Raw genomic sequence first — 24138 nt, 5'->3', positions numbered from 1 at the left:
GGCCGCCTGCCGACCGCTCGTGCGCAATGCCCGACACCTCCGAGTCAGCGCGCGGCGCACCCGCATTCCGGGCAGGAGCCGACCGACGTCCAGCCCGCCAACAGCGGTCCGAGACGAGTGCACGCACTCGGCCCGGTCATCTCCCAGTGCGAGACGGGGAGATCGTGCCGATGCACCTCGTCCGCGACGTAGGGCGCCCAGTCCCGGCCCCCGTCCGACCCGGTGTGCGGCGCGGCGCCGACGAACAGCATGCGCCCGTCGTACCGGCCCGGAACATGCCCCTCGAGCGCATCGAACGAGCGCTCGATGCTCGTCAGGACGGACGCCGTCAGATCCGGGTCGATGTCGTCGGCGAGCACATCGAGACCGTCCTCGACCCCACCGGGTCCGCCGCCGTGGCTCGCGTTCAGAGCCACTGCCGCCACCGAGACCGGATCGACCGGGGAGCGCACGGCGTCGGGCAGGTAGGAGTCGAGGAGCACGAGTGAACCGACCTCGAGTCCGGCCCGCTGGAGCTGGACCGCCATCTCGTGCGCGATCACGCCGCCGAGGGACCACCCGACCAGATGGAAGGGACCGTCCGGGTGGACCCGCCGGACCTCCGAGACGTACCGAGCCGCCCAGGACTCGATCGAATCCGGTAGGTCCGACTCACCCGACAGTGCCGGGGACTGCAATCCGTAGACCGCGCGGCCGGGCTCGACGTACCCGGCGAGCGACGCGAAGCTCCAGGCGAGGCCGATCACCGGGTGCACGAAGAACACCGGATCGCGTCCCTCGTCACCCTCCCGCAGAGGAAGCAGAACGGCCAGGGCCGCGTCGGCGGCTTCGCTCCCCGCCGGCCGCTCCTCCACCGACCGCTCGATCCGGGCCGCAAGGTCGGCCACCTTCGGATGAGCGAAGACCCATTCGAGTGGGACCGGACGATCGAGTCGGCGCGTGAGCTCGCGGGTCACCCGCACGGCCACGAGGGAGGATCCGCCGAGAACGAAGAAGTCGTCGTCGGATCCGACCCGGTCCGCGGCAAGGACATCCGCGAACACCTGCGCCACCGCGCGCTCGACCGGTGTCGCCGTGGCTCGGTAGGACGCCCGCTCGGGCATCGGCGTGGGCAGCGCGCCACGATCGACCTTGCCCGTCGCGCCGACGGGGAGCCGGTCCAGGCGCACGATCGAGGCCGGCACCATGTAGTTCGGCAGCTCGTCCGCGAGCACGCCCCGCAGGGACGCCGCATCGAAGTCCGATTCGGACTGTGCAGCAACGACATACGCGATGATTCGCGCACCGGTCGCCGCGTCCTGATGCACTGTCGCGACCGCGGCCGACACGAGGGGCAGACGCAGCAGCGCCGCTTCGATGTCCCCGAGCTCGATCCGGAATCCGCGCAGCTTGACCTGGGAGTCTGCACGCCCGACGTGCTCGAGGACGCCCGCAGCGGTCCACCGGGCCAGATCGCCGGTACGGTACAGACGTCCCCCGGCCCCGAAGGGGTCGGCAACGAAACGGTCCGCGGTCACCCCGGGGCTTCCGCTGTATCCCCGCGCAAGCTGCCGGCCCGCCAGGTAGAGCTCTCCGGTCACTCCGGCCGGCACGGGTCGCAGCCGCCGGTCGAGTACATACACGCGGGTGTTCCACTCGGGCACTCCGATCGGCACCTGGTCGGTGTCTGCGGGCGTGACCCGGTGCGCCGTCACCGACACGGCCGCCTCGGTGGGTCCGTACAGGTTGACGAGTTCCGCCCGGCTCGACCGCCGGCACGCCCCGGCGACAGCCCCCGGAAGCGTCTCCCCGATCGAAAGCACCCGTCGCACCGAGGTCGGCAACTGTCCGTCTGCAACAGCGATCAGGGCGCTCAGCAGGGACGGAACCAGGTACAGCGTCGTGACGGCTTCGCGTTCGACGAGCGCCAGCAAGCGGACCGGATCGCGGCGGGCCTCGGGGTCGGCGACCACCAGCCGGCCACCGCACGTCGTGGCGCCCCAGAACTCCCACACCGACAGGTCGAACGTGGCCACGGTCCGCTGTACCGTCACCTCCCCCGGACCGAACCCGAACTCCGCATGCAGCCAACGCAACTGGTTGACCACCGCCCCGTGGTCCACCGCCACACCCTTGGGCACCCCCGTCGATCCCGACGTGAACAGGATGTAGGCGAGGTTCGCGGGATGCAGCGGCGCGGTCCTGTCGGCGTCGGTCACCGGGGCGGCCGAGTACTGCGACAGGTCCACGCTCGAGACATCGAGAACCCGGACCGGCTCCGGCACAACCGCGCTCGCGACGCCTGCGGATGCCGCAGACACGAGCACCGTCGCCGGTCGCGCCGCCGCGACCATGCGCGTCAGCCGGGCGACCGGAAGCGACGGATCGAGCGGAACGTACGCGCCGCCTGCGGCGGCGACCGCGTACATCGCGACGACGAGATCCACCGATCCGGGGATCAGCAGACCGACCCGGACCTCCGGTCCGACACCGTCCGCCACCAGCGCGCGGGCCAGCCGGGCGACTCGGGCACCGAGTTCACCGAACGTCGACTGCACCCCGTCCCCGACGAGCGCGACCGCGTCCGGGCGTTCGCGTACCTGGCGTCCGAGCAGATCGGGAAGGCAGTCACCGGCCGCGATGTCGACGCGGGTGTCGTTCGCCGCCTCGAGCAGCGCCTGTCGTTCCCGGGCGCCGAGGAGCTCGGCGTCGCCGACCGCGCGGTCTGGAGCCGAAACCAGTTCGCCCAGGATCCGGACGAACCGGTCCACGATGGACGCGGCCGCATGTCGGTCGAAGAGATCGGTGGCGTACGACAGATGCCCGCCGATCCCCGCCGGCGTCCCGTCCGCCCCGTAGCTGTCACCGACGATCAGGTGCAGGTCGAACTGGGCGATCTCCCCCGCGATGTCGAACCGGGCCGCCGTCAGGCCGGCGAGTTCGAAATCGACCGTGCCGAGGTTCTGGAACGACAGGCCCACCTGGAACAGCGGATGCCGCGCCATGGACCGGGCCGGCGCCAGCGCCTCGACGAGCTGTTCGAACGGGACGTCCGCATGGGCCAGGACCTGGAGGTTCTTCTCCCGGGCCTGCGCGAGGAGCGAGGTGAAGGAGACAGCCGGGTCGACTCGGGTGCGGAACACGAGGGTGTTCACGAACATCCCGATGAGGTCGTCGAGGGCTGCCTCGCCTCGACCGGCCACCGGGGTGCCCACGGCGATGTCCTCGGTGCCGGACAACCGGGCCAGCAGCACGGCGAAGGCCGCGTGCACGACGGTGAACGGCGTCGTCCTCGTTGTTGCCGCGAGTGCCGCCACCCTGCCGTGCAGATCCGCGTCGATCGTGACGGGAACCCGGTCGCCCCGATAGGACTGCACCGGAGGCCGCGGACGGGTCGTGGGCATCGGCAACTGATCGGGCAGATCGGCCAGTTCGTCGGCCCAGAAGGCGAGCTGGCGGGAGACGCGCGACTCCGGGTCGCTCTCGCTGCCCAGGAGGTCCCGCTGCCACAGGGTGTAGTCCGCGTACTGCACGGGAAGTGGCTGCCACGCGGGTTCGCGCCCCTCTTGTCGCGCGCTGTACGCGAGGGCGAGATCCCGGACGAGGGGCGCCACGGAATATCCGTCGGCGGCGATGTGGTGCACCACGACGAGCAGGACGTGTTCGGCCGGGGACAACCGGAACAGCCGCACGAGGACCGGCACGGACCCGGTGACGTCGAACCGGGTCGCCGCCGCCGACCGGACGGCAGCGCGGAGTGCCGGTTCGTCGACGTCCGTCGGGTGCAGGGCCGGCGCACCCGCGCCGGCGGGCAGTATCTGCTGGACCGGCACCCCGTCGACCTCGGGGTAGAAGGTCCGGAGGACCTCGTGGCGGACGACGACATCGGCGACCGCCGACTGCAACGCCGCCGGATCCAGTCGGCCGGTCAGCCGCACTGCCATCGGAATGTTGTAGGCCGCGGCGGTCGCCTCGAACCGGCTGAGGAACCACATCCGCTGCTGGGCGGGCGACAGCGGAATCCGCTCCGGACGCGGCCGGGCGGCCAGGGCGGGCGAGCCGCCGGACCCGATGTAGCGTCCCACGGCTGCCGACAGCGACTCGATCGTCGATGCCTCGAAGATCACGCGCACGGGGACCGACGCATGCAGCGCCGCTCCGAGGCGGGCGACGACGCGCGTGGCGATCAGCGAATTCCCGCCGAGAGCGAAGAAGTCGTCGTCGAGCCCGAGCCGCTCCGCACCGAGCACCTCCCCGATCACCGAGGCCACGGCCTTTTCGACCGCGGTCGCGGGCGGGCGGAACTCCCGGACGGCCGGGACGGGTTCGGGCAGGGCCCGGCGATCCACCTTCCCGGAGGTGGTGAGCGGGAGCGTGCCGAGCACGGTCACCACGTCGGGCACCATGTACCGCGGCAGCACGCGTCCCACGGCCGCACGAACGGCGCCGCCGTCGGCCGCGGCACCGTCCACCGGCACGACGTACGCGGTGATCTGCGGACCGTGGGTCCCGTCGTGGACGGTCACGGCGGCCTGCGCCACCTCCGGCTGCGCCAGAAGTGCTGCCTCGATCTCCCCCAGCTCGATCCGCAGGCCGCGCACCTTCACCTGGAAGTCGTTGCGGCCCAGGAACTCCAGGGTTCCGTCCCGCAACCATCGGACTCGGTCACCGGTGCGGTACATCCGCGTCCCGCCCGGGTACGCGACGAACCGTTCCGCCGTGAGATCCGGACGGGTGTGGTAGCCGCGGGCAAGTTGCACCCCACCGAGATACAGCTCCCCCGGTACCCCGATCGGCACCGGATTCAGCCGCTCGTCGAGAACGTAGGCGGTGGTGTTGCGGATCGGGCGGCCGATCGGAACGGTGCCGGCATCGGTGCGACGGCCGGCGCAGCGCAGCACGGTCGCGGTGACGGTTGCCTCGGTCGGGCCGTAGGTGTTGTCGAGCAGCGCATCCGAACGCTCGGCGAACCGGGCCGCGAGCTCGCCGGGCAGCGCCTCGCCCCCGACGGACAGGTACTCGAGCGTCGCCGGAAGTTCGAGGTCGGGATCCGCGAGAAACAGGGCGAGCATCGTCGGGACGAACTCGAGGATGCAGACCGCCCACTGCCGCGAGAGGCGGACGAGGTAGTCCGGGTCGCGATGGCCTCCCGGTGCCGCGATCACGAGTCGTGCACCGACCTGCAACGGGAAGAACAGCTCCCACACCGACGCGTCGAACGTGACCGGGGTCTTCTGCAGGGCCGTGTCCCCGATGCCGAGTTCGTAGCGCTCGCGCATCCACGTCATCTGGTTCACGACGGCGCCGTGGGTCACGGCCACGCCCTTGGGGCGGCCGGTCGACCCGGAGGTGTAGAGCACGTAGGCGACGTGCGCCTCGTGCAGCGGCGCCAGGCGCTCGTGGTCGGCGAACTCGGTGGCCGGCGCCGGTGCGACGTCCGATTCGTCGACCACGAGGGCCGGGACGGTATCGGGGAGCGTGTCCCGGTCGTGTGTCGTGGTCAGCACCACCACCGGCTGGGCGGTGTCCAAAACGTACGCCGTTCGCTCGGCGGGATGTTCCGGGTCGAGCGGCACGTACCCGCCACCGGCCCGGAGCACGGCATAGATGCCGACCATCATCTCGACCGATCGGCTCATGTGGACACCGACCAGACGCTCGGGGCCGACGCCGCACGCGACGAGGCGCCGCGCGAGCCGATCCACCCGGGAGGCGAACTGCGCGTAGGTCAGCGCGGTGTCCTCGAAGACGACTGCCGTCGCGTCCGGGGTGCGCCGGACCTGCCGGGTGAACGCGTCCAGAACCGAGCGGTCGCCGAGCGGCGCAGCCGTCCGGTTCAGCTCGTCGAGCCGGGCGCGTTCCTCCACCGTTCGCAGGTCGATGCCGCCGACCGCGACGCCCGGATCAGCCGCCGCCACCTCCAGGATCGACACGAGTCTCGCAGCGAACGTCCGCACGGTGTCCTCGTCGAACAGGTCGCAGGCGTAGACGACGGATCCGGAGATCCCCTCTCGGCGCCCCTGCTCGTCGCGCGTCTCGGTCAGGTGGATCTCGAGATCGAGTTTGGCGCCACCCGGGGGCGTTGCGACCGGCGCGATCTGCAGGTCCGGCAGTGCGATCTCGGAACGGGCGAAGTTGTGCACCACGAGCAGCACCTGGAACAGCGCCGAATGCGCGGTGGACCGGACGGGGTCGAGGACCTCCACGAGACGTTCGAGCGGCACGTCGGGGTTGCCGAACGCGGCGAGGTCGACCTCTCGCACGGAGGCGAGGACCTCGGCGAAGGTGGCATCCGGGTCGATCCGGGTGCGCAGCACGAGGGTGTTGCCGAACATCCCCACCAGATCGTCCAGTGCCTCCTCGCCGCGGCCGGCGACCTGCGCCCCGACGGGAATGTCGTCGGTACCGGACAGGCGGGCCAGCAGGACCGCGAGCGCGGCGTGCACGAGCATGAAGAACGTCACCCCGTGGTCCCGCGAGAGCCGATCGAGCCGGGCGGCCGACGACTCGTCCAGCGTGAAGTCCACGCTCGCGCCGCGGCCGGTCTGCACGGCGGGCCGCGGACGGTCGGTGGGCAGCTCCAGCAGGTCCGGCAGACCCGCCAGCGCCGTGGTCCAGTAGTGCATCTGACGCGAGAGCAGCGAATCGGGATCGTCCTCGGATCCCAGCACATCCTGTTGCCACAACGCGTAGTCGGCGTACTGGACGGGCAGGGGTTCCCACGCCGGCTCGACGCCCGCTCTGCGGGCCAGGTACGCGGTGGCCAGGTCCCGGGCCATCGGGGCCCGGGATCCGCCGTCGCCGGCGATGTGGTGGACGACGACGACCAGCACGTGGTCCCGGTCGGTGAGGCGCAGCAGGGCCGCCCGGACGGGTACCGCGGTGGTGACGTCGAACCCGCGGGAGACGAGTGCGGCGACCCGCGAGGACAGCTCGTCCTCGGTCACGTCGTGCGCCGCCGGATCGAGGGGCACGTCCTCGACCGGAACGATCACCTGGAACGGTCCGGAACCGGAGTCGGGGAAGACGGTGCGCAGCGCCTCGTGCCGTGCGAGCAGGTCGCGCAGTGCCGTCTGCAGGGCGGGCACGTCCAGCTCGCCGGTGAGTCGCAGCACGAGCGGGATGTTGAAGGCGGCGGAGTCCGGATCGAACCGGTTGAAGAACCACATCCGCCGTTGCGCGAGCGACAGCGGAATCCGCTCGGGGCGCTGCCGGTGCCGCAGCGGCATCCGGGACGGGACGGCGACCGGGTCCCCCATCCGCGCCGCCAGGGCCGACACCGTCGGCGCCTCGAACAACGTCCGCACCGGCACCCGGACACCGAGGGCGGCATCGAGCCGCGCGACCACTTGCATCGCGAGCAGCGAGTTGCCGCCGAGCGCGAAGAAGTCGTCGGCGCGGCCGACCCGCTCGACCCCGAGCACGGCGCCGTACACGTCTGCGACCGCCTGCTCGTCGGGCGTCGCCGGGGCGCAGTACTCGGCCGATTCGGGCTGCGGCACCGGCAGTGCCCGCCTGTCCAGCTTGCCTCCGGCGGTGAGGGGCAGGGCGTCGAGCACGACGACGTGGCCGGGCACCATGTGGTGCGGCAGCGTCCTGGCGAGGAACTCGCGCAGATGCGCCGGGTCGGGTGCGGCGCCGGCCGCTCCGACGACGTAGCCGACGAGCCTGTCCCCGCCGTGCGGATCGGTGTGCAGCACCGTAACTGCCTGCGCGACCGACGGATCCCGCTCGAGCGCGGCGTCGATCTCTCCGAGCTCGACCCGGAATCCACGCAGCTTGACCTGCGAGTCGCCGCGCCCGAGGTACTCCAGCTCGGCGAGCCCACCGGTGCCGCGCCAGCGCACCGTGTCACCGGTCCGGTACATCCGCGTGCCCGGCGTCCCGAACGGATTCGCCACGAACCGTGCGGCCGACAGGGCGCTGCGCCGGTGGTATCCCCGGGCGAGGGCGGTCCCGGCCAGGTACAGCTCGCCCGCGACGCCGGGTGGCACCGGCCGCAACCGGGAGTCCAGCACCAGTGCGGACACTCCCGGGACGGGCCGGCCGACGGTGACCGGACGGCCGGGCTGCAGCCGCGCGAACGAGGAGATGATCGTCGTCTCCGTCGGCCCGTAGCCGTTGAAGTACTTCCGCCCCGGCGCCCACCGCGCCAGCAGGTGCGGCGTTGTCACGTCCCCGCCGACCGAGACGGCCTCGAGGCTCTCGAGGCCCGACGGATCGACCGTCCCGAGGACGGCAGGGGTGACGATGGTGTGGCTGACCCGTTCGGCTCGGATCAGTTCCGCCAGTTCCGGTCCGCCGACGATCGTGGACGGCACCACGACCAGCGTCGCCCCCTGGGAGAACGCGACCATCCATTCGAGCACCGAAGGGTCGAAGCTCGGCGAGCACACGTGCAGGAAGCGCGCCCGTGACGTCACGCCGTACAGCGTGACGGCGGCGTCGAGCAGCGGGTCGAGGCCCGCGTGGGTGACCACCACTCCCTTGGGCTGCCCGGTCGACCCCGACGTGTAGATGACGTATGCCGCGTGCTGCACCGACAGGGGCCGGACGCGCTCGGGCGTCCCGGCGGCGGATCGCGTCGCGACGAGCCGCGCGAACTCGGGATCGTCCAGTTCCAGCCGGGGCGGGGAGTCGGGCAGCGCGGAGGCGTACTCGGTGGTGGTGAGGCACACCGCCGCACCGGAATCGGCGAGCATGTACCGGACCCGGTCCACCGGATAGGACGGGTCCACCGGAAGGTGTGCGGCGCCGGCCTTCGCGACCGCCCACACCCCGAGCACCATCTCGTACGAACGCGGGAACGCCAGGGCCACGACATCGTCGGGGCCGATGCCCCGTGCTGCCAGCTCTCGTGCGAGCCGCGACGACGACTCGTCGAGTTCGCGGTAGGTGATCGTCCGGCCCCGGTACCGGACGGCCGGCGCGGCGGGGTCGCGGGAAACCGCCGCGGTCAGGATCTCGGCGAGCGTGCGGGCACCGCCCGGCACGGCGTCCGGGGCACGCGTGAGCCGGGCGGCCTCGTCGCCGGTGAGGAGCGCCAGGTCGCCGACCGGCACGGCCGGGTCCACCACGGCGGCGGCCAGCAACCGCACGAACCGTCGCGCGAATCCGGCCACGGTCTCGTCGTCGAAGAGATCCCGCGCGAACACGAACTCCGCCGACATTCCCGCGGGTTTCCCGTCGAGGTCCGTGCGTTCGCGCAGGGTCAACGACAGGTCGAACTTCGCGGTGGTCACCTCGAAGGGCACCGCCGCCAGGCTGAGGCCCGGTAGTTCGAGCCCCGCGGGGGGGAGGTTCTCGAGCGCGAGGGCAACCTGGAACAGCGGGTGCCGCGCGGTCGAACGTTCCGGAGCGAGCAGTTCCACGACTCGTTCGAAGGGGATCTCGGCATGGGTGAACGCCTCGAGGTCGTTGTCGCGGACTCGGGCGAGGTGGTCCGCGAACCCGGACCCGGGATCGACCCGGGTCCGCAACACCAGGGTGTTGACGAACATGCCGACCATGTCGTCCAGCGCGGCGTCACCGCGGCCGGCGACTGCGGTACCTACGGCGATGTCGTGCGACGACGACATCCGGGCGAGGAACACTGCGAGTGCGGTGTGCAGGACCATGAACAGGGTCGACCCGTTCTGCTGCGCCAGTTCCGCCGCCCGCCGATGCGTCGGAGCGTCGATGTCGAAGGCGATCCGGCCGCCGGCGAAGGACTGCACCGGGGGGCGGGCGCGGTCGGCCGGCAGGTGCAACTCCTCGGGCAGATCCTCGAGGACCCGCTGCCAGTACTGCGCCTGCGCCGCCAGTGGACTGCCGGCGTCGCCCTCCGATCCGAGCGCCTCGCGCTGCCACAGCGCGAAGTCCGCGTACTGCAGCGGCAGCGGTTCCCATGCGGGTTCCCCGCCGGCGGCACGCGCGGCATAGGCGGTCATCAGATCTCGGGTCAGCGGCGTCATCGACCAGCCGTCGGCGCTGATGTGGTGGGCAACGAACACGAGCACGTGTTCGTCGTCCGCGACGCGGAACAGCCGCACCCGGAACGGCACTTCGGTGGTCACGTCGAATCCGGTGGCCACCACGTCGGCGATGCGGTCCGCCAGATCCGTCGGACGCACCGACTCCGACGCCCAGTCGGGCGTGTACCCGGCGACGGGAACGATCGCCTGGTACGGCAGCCCGTCCCGCTCCGGATACCGGGTGCGCAGGATCTCGTGCCGGGTTGCGATGTCGAACACGGACTTTCGCAAGGCATCGACGTCGAGTCGGCCCGTCAGCCGGATCGCCACCGGGATGTTGTCGGCCGCGGAGGCCGGATCGAACCGATTGAGGAACCACATCCGCTGCTGCGCGAACGACAGCGGTACGTGGTCCGGGCGTTCCCGGGCCGCCAACGGAACCGCCCGGACCGCAAGGCCACCCGACTCGAGCCGGGCCGCCAACGCGGCGACCGTCGGCGCCTCGAACACCGCGGGCACCGGCACCCGGGTCTCCAGGGCTGCACCCAGGCGCGCCACCAGCCGGGTTGCCAGCAGAGAATTCCCACCCAGCTCGAGGAAGGAATCGTCCAGTCCGATGCGCTCGCGACCGAGCACCTCGGCGAACACCGACGCGACGGTCTCCTCGACCGAGGTGCGCGGCGCCCGGTATTCCCGCTGGGCGAACACCGGTTCGGGCAACGCCGCGCGATCGAGCTTGCCCACCGGCGTCAGTGGCACCGTGTCGAGCACCGTCACCAGGGCCGGCACCATGTGGGCGGGCAGCGTCTCCGCCAACTCGGCGAGCACCGCCGGCACCTCCAGCCGGGTTCCGGCCACCGGCAGCACGTACGAGACCAGTGCCGCCTCCCCGGACGGCAGCACCTTGCCGAGGGTCGCCGCGAACTCGATGTCCGGCCGCGCCGTCAGAGCCGCGTCGACCTCCCCCAGTTCCACCCGGAACCCGCGGATCTTGACCTGGAAGTCGCTGCGCCCGAGGTACTCGATCGGGCCGTCGGCCGCGCGACGGACCAGGTCCCCGGTCCGGTACATCCGGGTGCCCGGATCCGACCCGAACGGATCGGCCACGAACCGCTCCGCCGTCAGCCCCGGTCGACGGTGGTAGCCGCGCGCGACCTGAGCGCCGGCCAGATACAGCTCACCGACCACCCCCGGCGGCACCGGCCGCAACCGGCCGTCGAGGACGTACGCGCCCACTCCCGGGATCGGGGTGCCGATCGTGATCGGCTCGCCGGCCACCAGCGGCGCGCTGCTGGTGGCCAGGATCGTCGCCTCCGTCGGCCCGTACGCGTTGAAGAACCGCCGGCCGGGAGCCGACCAGCGGTTCACCAGTTCCGGCCCGAAGGCCTCGCCGGCTGCCACCACGAACCGCAGGTCCGTCAGCCCCGCGGGATCCACCGAACTCAGCGCCGCCGGGGTGATGAACACGTGCGTCACCGCAGCGGCCGTCAGCACCTCGGCCAGGTCGGCGCCGCCGCCCACCGACGCCGGCGCCACCACGACCGTCGCACCCGCGGAGAACCCGGTCAGCAACTCGAGCAGGGAGACGTCGAAGCTCGGCGAGCACACGTGCAGCACCCGCGCGTCCGCATCGACCTCGTAGTGCTCACGCTCGGCGGAGATCACGCCGGCGATGCCCGCGTGCGTGACAGCGACGCCCTTGGGGCGGCCTGTGGAGCCGGACGTGTAGATCATCCATGCGACGTCCAGGCCCTCGAGCGCGCGCGTCCGGTCGGCGTACGAGATCGGATGCCCGGGCAACTGCTCGACCTGTCCGGCCGTCGCCGCGTCGTCGAGCCGCACCTGTTCGACTCCGGCCGGCACGGCCGCGGAGAAGTCGTTCACCGTCATGCACAAGGCTGCGCCGGAGTCCGCCAGCATGAATTCCACCCGCTCGACCGGGTAGCGCGGATCGACAGGGACGAACGTCGCCCCCGACTTCGCCACCGCCCACAGCGCGAGCACCGACTCCAGGGAACGGGGTATCGCCACCGCGACCGCGTCACCCGGCCCGACGCCGCGACCGATCAGCCACCGTGCCCATCGCGACGACGTCTCGTCCAGCTCCCGGTACGACAGGGAGCCGCCCCCGGCGGCACACACCACCGCCGGGTGGTCGCCGCGCAGTTCCACCGCAGACGTCAGCAGAGTCGGCAGCGGTGCCACACGCGCGGCCCGGCTACGCGGACGACCCCGTTCCCGGCGCCGCACCCCCGACTCCCGCCTCACGCGCCCGGACCTCGATCTGCCCGGACCGGGCTCCTGCGTTGCACTACGGAACAGCTCCTTCCACACGCGGGAAGAGAATGGAGAACTCGTCCCGCCCGCAGGCAATCTACCGGCCGGTATTCAGTTCCGCATACTCCACGGGTCGACGGCGGCCACGGTCGCCCACTCGTCACCCGCCGCGGCGGAACCCGCGGGAATCTCGTCACGGTCGGTGACGACCACGACCCGGAGGTCCTCGGCGGGCGCGTCGTTCAACGCCTCTACCAGCGAAGACGGGACGAATGCGTGGGTCACCCACTCGTTGGACACCACGGCGGCGAGGTCGGCGTCCGGCTCGGCCACGACCACCACCGCACCGGCGATCCCGGCCGCCAGGACGGCGAAGACGCGCCACTGCTCCGCCGTACCGTCGCACACCAGCAACCGCGACTCGTAGTCCAGCTTCCCCGCCGCCCCTCCGCCGCGGGCCAGGGCGACCAGTTCGCCGTGGTCGACCACACGGTCGGCCACCCGCAGCGCGGGGTGCTGCGGCTGCAGGACCCGGACCCGCTCCGAGTAGTCGACCGGACGGGTGGACAGCGCTGCCACGGTGGCCGCCGTCGCCGGGTCGTCGAGGTACAGCCAGCGCGCGGCGGCCGACGGCCGGACGTCCGCCCCGTGCGTCGCCAACCCGAGCTCGGGCGTCTGCGCGGCCGCGGTGGAGCCGGAGACAGCAGGCACGATCGCAGCGCCCGCCTTCGTGATCGCCCAGAGCGCGGTGATCAGTTCCGGTCCGGCCGGCGCGGCGACCGCGACACCGTCGCCGGGTCCGACACCCTGGGCGATGAGATGCCGGGCCCACTGCGACGACCGGCGATCGAGCTCGAGATAGGTGACCTCGGTGCCGTCCGCGACGAACGCCGGGGCCTCCGGGTCGGACTCCACGGCGACCTGCCACTCCTGCGGCACGGTCCGCTCGACCCGGTCGGGGGCCGCCACCGGTTCGGGCTCGATGTCCGCGGGCGCCGAGCGCTCGGTCTCGGTACGGATATCGATGTCCCCGACCACGGCCCGGGGGCTCGCCGCGACGGCGCGCAGGACGGTCACGAAGCGTTCGGCGAAGGTGGCGACGGTGCCGGCGTCGAACAGGTCCACGGCGTAGGTGAACCCGACGTGCATGCCGGCGGCCGAGCCGCCCGGGTGCTCACGCGGATCGACGGTCACCTGCAGGTCGAACTTGGCGGCGAGTTCACCGCCGTCGAGCGCCTCGACGGTGAGATCCGGCAGTTCGAGCCGCGCCGCCTCGGTGTTCTGGAACGACAGCACCGTCTGGAAGACGGGGTGCCGGGCCGGAGAGCGCGCGGCCACCACATCGTCGACCACCCGCTCGAACGGCACGTCGGCGTGACCGAACGCCTCGAGGTCGACGGCGCGGGCCCGGTCGAGCAGCTCGGCGAAGGTCGCCGCCGGGTCGACGTCCGTACGCAGCGCGAGAGTGTTGACGAACATCCCGACCAGGTCGTCGAGGCGCCGGTCGCCGCGGCCCGCGACGGGTGTGCCGATGACGATGTCGTGGGTTCCGCTGAGGCGGGCCAGCAGCACCGCGAGCGCCGCGTGGACCACCATGAACAGCGAGGCCCGATGCTCGAGCGCGAGTGCGTCGAGCCGCTGCCGGGTGCGCTCGTCGACCTGCACGGCTACCGTGCCGCCGCGCAGCGACGGCTGCGGCGGCCGGGGACGGTCCGTGGGCAGATCGAGGAGTTCGGGCACGCCCGTCAGGCGCGAACGCCAGTAGTCGAGCTGGGCACCGGCCGGGGACTGCGCGTCGTCGGCGTCGCCGAGGACCCGGCGTTGCCAGAGCGCGTAGTCGGCGTACTGCACCTCGAGCGGCGCCCAGGCGGGGGCATCGCCCGACAACCGCGACGCGTAGGCGGTCATCAGGTCCCGCGCCAGCGGCGCCAGCGACGCACCGTCGGCGGAGATGTGGTGGACGACGAGGGCGAGCACATGGTCGTCGGAGCCGACCGAGACGATCCGGCCGCGCACCGGCACCTGCGACGAGACGTCGAATCCTTCCGCGGCGAGGGCGACGACCTCGGCGAGCGCCTCCTGCTCGGACGCCGCCTCGACCGGCACCACCGCGGGCACGACCGCGCCGGCGTCGAGAATGTGCTGGTAGGGCCCCGTCTCGTCCTGCGGGTACCGGGTGCGCAGCGACTCGTGCCGCTCGATCACGTCGCGCACCGCCGCGGTGAGGGCCGCGGTGTCGAGGCGGCCGCGCAGCCGGATCGCGAGCGGGATGTTGTAGCTCGCGGACGCGGGATCGAGCTGGTTGAGCACCCACATGCGCTGCTGGGCGAGGGAGAGCGGCACCCGGTCGGGGCGGGGGCCGGCGGTCAGCGCGGGCCGGGGCGCCGACTCCGCGTGCGCGTCGGCCCGGGCCGCGAGTTCGGCGACCGTCGGCGCCTCGAACAGCTCCCGGATCGCCAGGGCGGTTCCCAGCGACTCGTTGACCCGCGCGATCACCCGCGTCGCGATGAGCGAGTTGCCGCCGAGGTCGAAGAACGAGTCGTCCGCCCCGATCCCCTCGACGCCGAGCACGTCGGCGAAGACCTGCGCGACGGCGCGTTCGGCGTCGGTGGCCGGCTCGCGGCGCGTGCCCGCCGTGGTGGTTGCCTGGGGCACCGGCAGGGCGCGCCGGTCGAGCTTGCCGTTGACGGTGAGTGGCAGCTCGTCGAGAACGACCACGACGTCCGGAACCATGTAGCCGGTGAGGAAGGCACCGAGCTGCTCGCGCACGCGGGCCACGTCGAGGTCCTCACCGGCGCGGGGCACCACGTATGCGACGAGCCGATCGCCGAGGCCGTCGTCGCGGACCACGGCGACCGCCTGGGCCACCGCGTCGGCACGCATCAGCGCCGCCTCGACCTCGCCGAGCTCGATGCGGAAGCCCCGCAACTGCACCTGCGCGTCGCTGCGCCCGGCGTACTCGAGTTCACCGTCGGCGTTCCACCGGGCGACGTCGCCGGTGCGGTAGAGCCGGCCCGACCCGAACGGGTCGGCGACGAACCGTGCGGCGGTCAGCCCCGGGCGGCCGAGATAGCCGCGCGAGAGCTGATCGCCCGAGACGTACACCTCGCCCGGCACGCCCACCGGGACGGGCTGCAGCAGCCGGTCGAGCACCCGCAGCCGCAGACCCGGCAGCGAGCGGCCGATCCGGCTGGCGGCGCCGGCGCGGGCGGCACCGCGGTCGAGGGCCAGGAACGACACGTGGACCGTGGTCTCGGTGATGCCGTACATGTTGACCAGAGTCGGTGCCACGGGCCGCCGCCCGTACCAGCCCCCGAGCTTGCCGAGGTCGAGGGCCTCGCCGCCGAACACGACGTAGCGCAGGGCGAGCGGACCGGCGTCGGGGCGCTCCACCGATGCCACCCGGTCGGCCTCGTCGAGCTGGAGGAACGCCGAAGGGGTCTGGTTCAGCACGGTGACCCGCTCGGCCCGCAGCAGCTCGAGGAACTGCTCGGGCGAGCGCGACGTGAGGTAGTCGACGACGACCAGCCGGCCGCCGTACAGGAGCGGTCCCCACAGCTCCCACACCGTGAAGTCGAACGCATAGGAGTGGAACAGCGTCCACACGTCGTCGGAGCCGAACCCGAACAGCGGTTCGGCGTTGGCGAACAGGGTCAGCACGTTGCGGTGGGTGACCGCGACGCCTTTCGGGCGGCCCGTCGAGCCGGAGGTGTAGATGACGTACGCACGGTTGTCCGCGCGCAGCGGCGCGATCCGCTCGGCGTCGGTGACGGGCCCGCTCGGGGCGTGCGGGTCGTCGTCCTCGACGTGCACCCGTGGCAGGCCGAGGTCCGGCAGGTCACCACCTGCGTCGGTGAGGAGGCAGCGCGGCCGGGCGTCCTCGAGCATGTACCGCAGGCGCTCGGCGGGATAGGTGGTGTCGGTGGGCAGATACGCGGCACCCGACTTGAGCACCGCCAGCAGCGCCACGATCAGGTCGGCCGACCGGGGCAGCGCGACGGCGACGAGCTCTTCCGGGCCGGCTCCGGCCGCGACGAGCCGCCGGGCCAGGCGGTCGGCCCGCGCGTCGAGCTCGGCGAACGTCAGGGTGCGCCCGGCGAACGTGACGGCCGGGGCGTCGGGGCTGCGGCGGACGACGGCGTCGAAACGGTCGACGAGGGTCGCCTCGGCCGGCACCCGGGCGCCGGGTCCGAGACTGCTCCACTCGGTGAGGACCCGCTCGGCCTCGGCGTCGCCGAGCAACGGCAGCATGCCGATCGGGGTGGCGGCGGACGTGGCGGCCCCGCGCAGGATCCGGGTGAACCGGTCGGCGAAGGACTGCATGGTGTCGGCGTCGAAAAGATCGGTGGCGTAGGCGAGTTCGACTGTCATCCCGCCCGGCGCGCCGCGGTCCGAGACCTGCTCGGCGACGGTGACCTGCAGGTCGAACTTCGCGATCGCCGTGTCGAATTCGACACCGGAGATGCGCAGACCCGGCAGCTCGAGGGTGGACTGCGGCAGGTTCTGGAAGGTGAGCATCACCTGGAACAGCGGGTGCCTTGCCTGCGAGCGGGGCGGGTCGAGTACCTCGACGAGTCGTTCGAACGGCACGTCTGCATTCGCGAACGCCTCGAGGTCGGTGCCGCGTACCCGGGCGAGCAGGTCGGCGAACGACTCATCCGGCGCGACGGCGGTGCGCAGCACCAGCGTGTTGACGAACATGCCGATCACGTCGTCCAGAGCAGCCTCGCCGCGGCCCGCGACGGGGGTGCCGACGGCGATGTCGTCGGTACCGGACAGGCGGGCCAGCAGCACGGCCAGTGCCGTGTGCACCACCATGAACACGCTCGCGTTGTGGGTGCGGGCCAGCTCGGCGAGCGCGGCGTGCACTTCCTTGTCGATCGGGAAACGAAGGGCGGCACCACGATTGGAGGAAACGGCGGGGCGCGGGCGGTCGGCCGGGAGGCCGAGCTCCTCCGGCAGGTCCGCGAGCTGCGCTCGCCAGTAGGCGAGCTGCCGGGACAGCACCGACTCGGGATCGTCCTCGCCGCCGAGCACCTCCCGCTGCCAGAGTGCATAGTCGGCGTACTGGACCGACAACGGCGGCAACGGGTTCGGCTCGTTACGGGTACGCGCCCGATAGGACGCGACGATGTCGCGGGTCAGCGGCGTCATGGAGAAGCCGTCGCCGGAGATGTGGTGCACGACGACGACGAGTACGTGCTCCTCGGCCGAGAGACGCAGCAGGGCGACGCGCCACGGCACGGCGGCGGTGACGTCGAACCCGGTGCCGACCAGGTCGAGCACCCGGGCGGGAACGTCCTCGACCGCGACGTCGACGGGCGTGAGATCCGGGACGGCCTCGGCCGCCGGCAGCACCACCTGGTAGCCGTCGCCGTCGACCTCCGGGTACACCGTCCGCAGCGACTCGTGCCGGGCGACGAGGTCGGCGACCGCACCCTGCAGGGCATCGACGTCGAGGTGTCCCGTGAGACGGATCGCGACGGGGATGTTGTCGACCGCCGACTCGGGCGCGAAACGGTTCAGGAACCACATCCGCTGCTGGGCGAGCGACAACGGGACCCGCTCGGGGCGCTCGCGGGCGACGAGCGCCACGGCCCCGGACCCGGCCTGCGCCTCGAGCCGGTCGGCGAGCGCCTGCACCGTCGGGGCCTCGAACACCAGCGGCACCGGCACCCGCGTGTCGAGGACCGCGCCGAGCCGGGCGACGAGCCGGGTGGCGACGAGCGAGTTGCCGCCGAGGTCGAGGAAGGAGTCGTCGAGGCCGACGCGCTCGACGCCGAGGACGTCGGCGAAGACCTCGGCGACGGCCTGCTCGGTCGGCGTCTGCGGCGCCCGGTACTCGCGAACCGCGAAGACCGGGTCGGGAAGGGCCGCGCGGTCGAGCTTGCCGACGGGATTGAGGGGCACCTCGGGGATGGGGACGATCGCTGCCGGGAGCATGTAGTCGGGCAGGAAGCCGGCCGCGAACTCGACGAGCGCCCCGGTGTCGAGGTCCGCGGCCGCACCTGCCGGTACGACGTAGGAGACGAGCGCGGTCTCCCCGGACGGCAGCGGGCGGCCCACGGTGGTGGCGAACTCGACGTCCGGGTGCCGGACGAGGACCGCGTCGATCTCGGTGAGTTCGATGCGGTAGCCGCGGATCTTGACCTGGAAGTCGGAGCGGCCGAGGTACTCGATCGCACCGCCGTCGTCGCGGCGCACGAGGTCGCCGGTGCGGTACATGCGCGCCCCGCCGTCGGTGAACGGGTTGGCGACGAACCGGTCGGCGGTCAGACCCGGCCGGGCGTGATATCCGAGCGCGAGCTGTGCGCCCGCCAGGTACAGCTCGCCGGTGACGCCGGCGGGGACCGGCCGCAGGTGCGTGTCGAGCACGTATGCCCCCACACCGGGGATCGGGGTACCGATGCGGATCGGGTCACCCGGGTGCAGGGCGGCGCTGCTGACCGCGAGGATGGTCGCCTCGGTCGGGCCGTAGCCGTTGAAGAAGTCGCGGTGGGGCGCGGCCCACCGTTCGACGAGATCGGGTCCGAAGCTCTCCCCCGCCACCACGACCACGCGCAGGTCGTCGAGCCCCCGAGGGTCCGCCGACCCGAGGGCGGCCGGGGTGATGAACGTATGGGTGACGCGCTCGGCCGCGAGCAGCTCCGACAGGTCCGTGCCGCCGACGATCGTCGGCGGCGAGACCACGAGGGTCGCGCCGGCACCGAACGTGGTCAGCAGCTCGAGCATCGACACGTCGAAGCTGGGCGAGCAGATGTGCAGCACCCGGGCGTCCGCGGTGACCCGGTAGTGCTCACGTTCCGCGGTGATCAGAGCGGCGATGCCGCTGTGCGGGACGGAGACGCCCTTGGGCAGGCCCGTCGATCCCGACGTGTAGATCATCCACGCCGGATGCAGCTCCGACAGGGGGCGGAGCCGGTCGGCGTACGACACCGGGTGGCTGGGACGGGCCGCGATGTCGGCGGCCACGCCGGGATCGTCGAGCGCGGTCCACTGCGTCGATCCCGGGAGAGCGCCGGCGAAGGCGGCCAGGGTCAGTCCGACGGCCGCACCCGAGTCGGACATCATGTGCTGAACCCGCTCGGCGGGGTACTTCGGATCCACGGGCAGGAAGGTCGCGCCCGACTTGGCGACCGCCCAGACGGACAGGACGGACTCCACCGAGCGCGGCACGGCAACGGCCACCACGTCGCCGGGCCCGACGCCCCGGGCGATCAGCACTCGCGCCAACTGCGACGACCTCGCGTCCAACTCCCGGTACGTGAGGCCCGTTCCGCCGGGCGTGACGACCGCCGGATGGTCGCCGCGTTCCTCGACGGTCGACGTCAGCAGCTGGGGCAGCAGGGCCACCTGGCTGCGGGCACGGGCGCCGCGCTGGGGGCGGGCCGGGGACGGACGGCGGCTGCGGGCAGGGCGTTCGCGGTGCCTCCCGGCGGACGGCTCCGGAGCGATCGCCGGATCGCTCTCGCCCGGACTGCCGTCGTGTCGAGAAGACCGCATGTAGGTGCCCACATCCTTCGCTTCGATTCCGTTGCCAGCGCGCGCGAACGATCAAGCATAGTCACTGCGCCCGGCGCCCTCGGCGGGACCGTACCGGCCGGTAGCCGCCACCCGTTCATCCACCGAGACGCCCGCGACGTTACCTTTACGGGCCTCACCTGCCGGAACGTGGTGGGCTCCCGCCAGCCGAAGGGAGCCCACCACGCCGGCACGGCGTCAGACGACGACGACCCGATGTGCCGCGCGCCACCGTTCGAGCAACTCGTCGGGGGCGCGGTCGACGACGACCACCACCGCCAGATCCTCGAGTCCCCCGGGTTCGAGGGTGTCGAGCGCGTCGGCGGTCAGGTGGGCGTGGGTGACCCACTCGTCGTACAGGGCGGCGTCGAGGGCGTCCCCCGAGTCGGCGCCCTCCGGCACCACGACGACCGTCGCGCCGGTGGCCGTGACCAGCAGCGGCTCGAGAACCCCGCTTTCCGCCGCCGGCGAGCCGACCGCGGCGCTGCGCGACTCGTACGTCAGGCCGTACTGCTCGCGCAGCTCACCGATCCGGTCGATCACCTCCGCCTGGGTGAGCGTGCGCGTCGCGGTCACCAGGGCCGGGCTCTCGGGCTCGACCGGGCGGAGCCGGTCCGCGTAGGAGACCGGGTGTGCGGCCTGCGCCGCCTGCTCGGCACGCAGCTGCTCGTCGTCGAGCTGCAGCCACGGGACGGCGCCGGGCAGGCCGGTGACGCCCGTCACCGTCAGACCCAGCGTCACCCGGGCCGAGTCCGGCATCCCAGCTGCCGGGACGGCGGGATCGACCATCAGCAGGGCCGCCCCGGTCTTGGCGACCGCCCACTGCGCGACCACGGACTGGACCGACCGCGGGACGGCGACGGCGACCACGTCGCCGGCACCGACACCCCGCGCGACGAGCACCCGCGCCAGCCGCGAGGACCGCGCGTCCAGTTCGCGGTACGGCACCTCGGTGCCGTCGACGGCGACGGCCGGGGCCTCCGGATCCTCCTCGACCACGTTCGCCAGCACCGCGGCGAGCGTGCGGCCGGTGCTCGCGACCGGGGCCGCCGCGGGTTCGGCCTCGGCGACGAGGTGCGCCCGCTCCGCCGCGTCCATCAGATCGATGTCTCCCACCACGGCCTGCGGGTCGGCCACGAACGCCTCGAGGACCCGCACGAACCGCTGCGAGAGCACGTTCACCTCGGACTCGTCGAAGTACCGCTCGAGGTACTTGAAGGTGAACACGATCTCCGACTGCGCGAGGGTGAGCAGGGTCAGCGGGTAGTGCGTCGCGTCGTCGAGCCGGACGTCCGTGACGGTCATCCCGTCGAGGTCCGTCGCGGCCGCCGACAGGGCGGCCCGGTCGATCGGGTACGACTCGAACACAAGGAGGGTGTCGAAGCCGATCCGGCCGCCCGCCCGCTGCTGGATCTCGGTGAGACCCAGGTAGTGGTGGCCGAGCAGGTCCGCCTGCTGCGCCTGCACGCGCCGCAGCAGCTGCGCGATCGTCTCGTCGTCGTCCGTGTCCACCCGCACCGGCAGGGTGTTGATGAACAGGCCGACCATCGACTCGACGCCGGGCAGCTCGGCGGGGCGGCCGGAGACGGTGGCACCGAAGGTCACATCGGAGCGACCCACGATCCGGCCGAGCAGCACCGCCCAGGCCGCCTGCACCAGCGTGTTCACGGTGATGCCGAGGCTCGCGGCCAGGGCCGACACCGCCGCGGCGCGTTCCTCGTCGAACACCACGTGCACCGAGGAGATGGCGTCCGCGTCGGGCCGGCGCACCGACGGGGCGAGGACCGTCGGCTCCTCGACACCGGCGAGTGCCTTCGCCCACACCTCGAGCGACGCCTCCCGGTCCTGCTCGGTGAGCCACTCGAGGAACTCCCGGTAGGAGTGGGCGGCGGGCAGCGCGGTGGTGTCCCCGCGCGTGACGTACAGCGCCATGAGGTCCTGCATGAGGACCGGCATGGACCAGCCGTCGAGCAGGATGTGATGGACCGTCACCGCGAGCAGCGAACGCCCCTCGGTCAGGTCGACGAACAGGAACCGGATCAGCGGTGCCCGGCCGAGGTCGAAGCGCCGGACCTGCTCGTCGCGCAGGATGCGGGCCAGCTCGGCGTCGCGGGCGGCCTCGGCGAGGTCGCCGAGGTGCTCGTGCCGCCACTGCACCTCGACGTCGCCCAGCACCAGCTGCACCGGGTCGCCGCTGTCGGTGACGAACACCGTCCGCAGGTTCGGGTACCGGTTCAGCAGGGCCTGTGCAGCGGCGCGCAGCCGCTCCGGATCCACCGCCCCGCCGAGCTCGAGCACCGCCTGCATCGTGTAGACGTCCACGCTCGCCTCGGTCATGAGCGCATGGAAGTGCAGACCCGCCTGCAGCGGCGACAGCGGCCACACGTCGGTGGCCGAGGGATACCGCGACTGCCACACGTCGAGGTCGTGCTGGGCGACCGAGACGAGCGGCACGTCCGACGGGGTCAGGCCGCCGGCGCCCGGCTCGCGGACGTGGCGGGCCAGCGCCGTGAGTGCCTCATGCCAGTGCTGGGCCAGCTCCTCGATCTCCGAGCGCTCGACCACCCCGGCTGGGAAACCGAAGTGCGCCTCGAGCTGCCTGCCGTCCGGTCCGTACGACACGGTCGCGGTGACGTCGACCGTCGTGGTGACCGGCGTCCCGGCGGGACGGACGGTCCGGTCGCCGGGTGCCGCCGTCGGCGACCACGCGCCGCCCTCGACGGACACGGCCGGCTCGCCGAAGTGGAGGGCGACCTGCGGCCGCGGAGCGCCCAGGTCCCCGTCGGAGCCGGGGTCGAGGTACCGCAGCAGACCGAAGCCGGCACCGCCGTCGGGCAGAGCCCGCAGCTGTTCCTTGACCGCCTTGACTGCGTCGCCCATCGCCGGTCCCCCGGCGAATGCGTCGTCGACGTCGATCCCTCCGAATCCCGCACGGAACGGGAAGGCGATGGTGAAGCATCCGACCGTCCGCGACAGGTCGGCTCCGGGCACCACCGTGGAGTCACGTCCGTCCCCGTCCACCTCGAGCAGCGTGGCCGTCTCGTCGATGCCCCGGTCCCGGCGCCACCGCACCAGGGCCAGACCCAGCGCGGTGACCAGACCGTCGCGGACGGTGCCGTGGAACCGCTCGGGCACCGCGACGAGCAGTGCCTCCGCGTCCGACGCCGGTACCGTGCTGTGCACGTGCTCGACGGTGGCGCCGACATCGACGGCCGGGTCGAGCGGACGGTCCCCGATCGGGAAGTCCGGGGTGTCCAGGATCGACCGCCACAGGGCGAGTTCCGTTCGGCGCTCGGTGCGGCCGGCCGCCTCGGCCAGCCCGTGCGTCCAGCGGCGCAGGGAGGTTCCGACCGGCGGCAGCACCACGGGCTGCCCGGATGCGAGAGCCTCGTACGCGGCGGCCAGATCGTCGATCAGGATCCGCCAGGACGCGTCGTCGGCAACGAAACGGTGGGCGACGATCAGCAACGTCTCGCCGCGCTCGTCGTCGATGCGGACGAACTGCACCATCCGGCCTGCGGCGGGGTCGAGTCGGTCGACGGCCGCCGCGAGGGCTCGTTCGGCGCGGTCCTGCCGGTCGTCGGGCGTGCCGATCGCCGGTTCCGCCTGTGCCAGCAGGGTTTCCGGGTCGACGGTGCCGGTGGCCCGCACCCGCAGGGTGACGGCACCGTCGGCATCGTGTTCGACGATCGTGCGCAGCGCGTCGTGGTGATCGACGACCGCGCCGACCGCACCGGCCAGCGCGGCGGCGTCGACGCCGGCGGGCAGGGTCACCGCAGTCGACACGGCGAGCCGGTCGACGTCGCCGGAAGCCTCGAGGGCTGCACGCATCACCGGGGTCAACGGGACGTCCCCGATGCCGCCGCCGGGCAGTTCGGTCAGTGCACGCTCGACGCCGCCGGTGAGGGTGGCGATCTCCGCCAGCCCCGCGACGGTCTTGCGCTCGAACACGTCCCGCGGGGTGAACACCACGCCGCGGGCCTTCGCCCGCGAGACCAACTGGATCGAGACGATGCTGTCGCCGCCGAGCGCGAAGAAGTCGTCGTCGAGGCCCACCCGCTCGAGGTCGAGGACCTCGGCGAACACCCGTGCCACGGCCTCCTCGGTGACGGTGGTCGGGGCCCGGAACTCCCGCGCCTCGAACACCGGCGCCGGCAGCGCCTTGCGGTCGAGCTTGCCGTTGACGTTCAGCGGCAGCGCCTCGAGCACCACGAACGCCGCCGGCACCATGTACGACGGCAGGTCCCGCCCGAGGCGGGAGCTCACATCGGCGACGTCGAGCACGACGCCCGGCTGTGGGACCAGGTAGGCGATCACCTGCGGTCCGACGCGGTCGTCGTCGCGGACGACGACGGCCACGTCGCGCACGTCGTCGAGACCGCGCAGGGCGGCCTCGATCTCGCCGAGC

At 72.5% G+C, this 24138-nt stretch carries 3 protein-coding genes; all 3 read right to left on the bottom strand.

Translation table 11 applies throughout. The annotated features are described in order from the left end of the window. Positions 1 to 44 precede the first annotated feature (44 nt). Positions 45 to 12137: an amino acid adenylation domain-containing protein gene (locus QYS60_RS25430; RefSeq protein WP_371384613.1), complete on the bottom strand. Its 12093-nt coding sequence runs from the start codon at positions 12135 to 12137 to the stop codon at positions 45 to 47. 183 nt (positions 12138 to 12320) lie between these two features. Further along, the gene (locus QYS60_RS25425) at positions 12321 to 19712 is read right to left on the bottom strand and encodes an amino acid adenylation domain-containing protein (protein WP_371384612.1); all 7392 of its coding nucleotides are present in this window, start codon (positions 19710 to 19712) and stop codon (positions 12321 to 12323) included. A 216-nt stretch (positions 19713 to 19928) separates the two neighbouring features. Next, a partial coding sequence (locus QYS60_RS25420; protein ID WP_371384611.1) for a condensation domain-containing protein occupies positions 19929 to 24138 on the bottom strand: 4210 nt, incomplete at its 5' end.

It is taken from the genome of Rhodococcus sp. GXMU-t2271 (assembly GCF_041414735.1).
Taxonomy (GTDB): Bacteria; Actinomycetota; Actinomycetes; order Mycobacteriales; family Mycobacteriaceae; genus Rhodococcus; species Rhodococcus indonesiensis.
The sequence above is the reverse complement of the archived record's forward strand: the minus strand, read 5'-3'. Positions and strand labels throughout refer to the sequence as shown.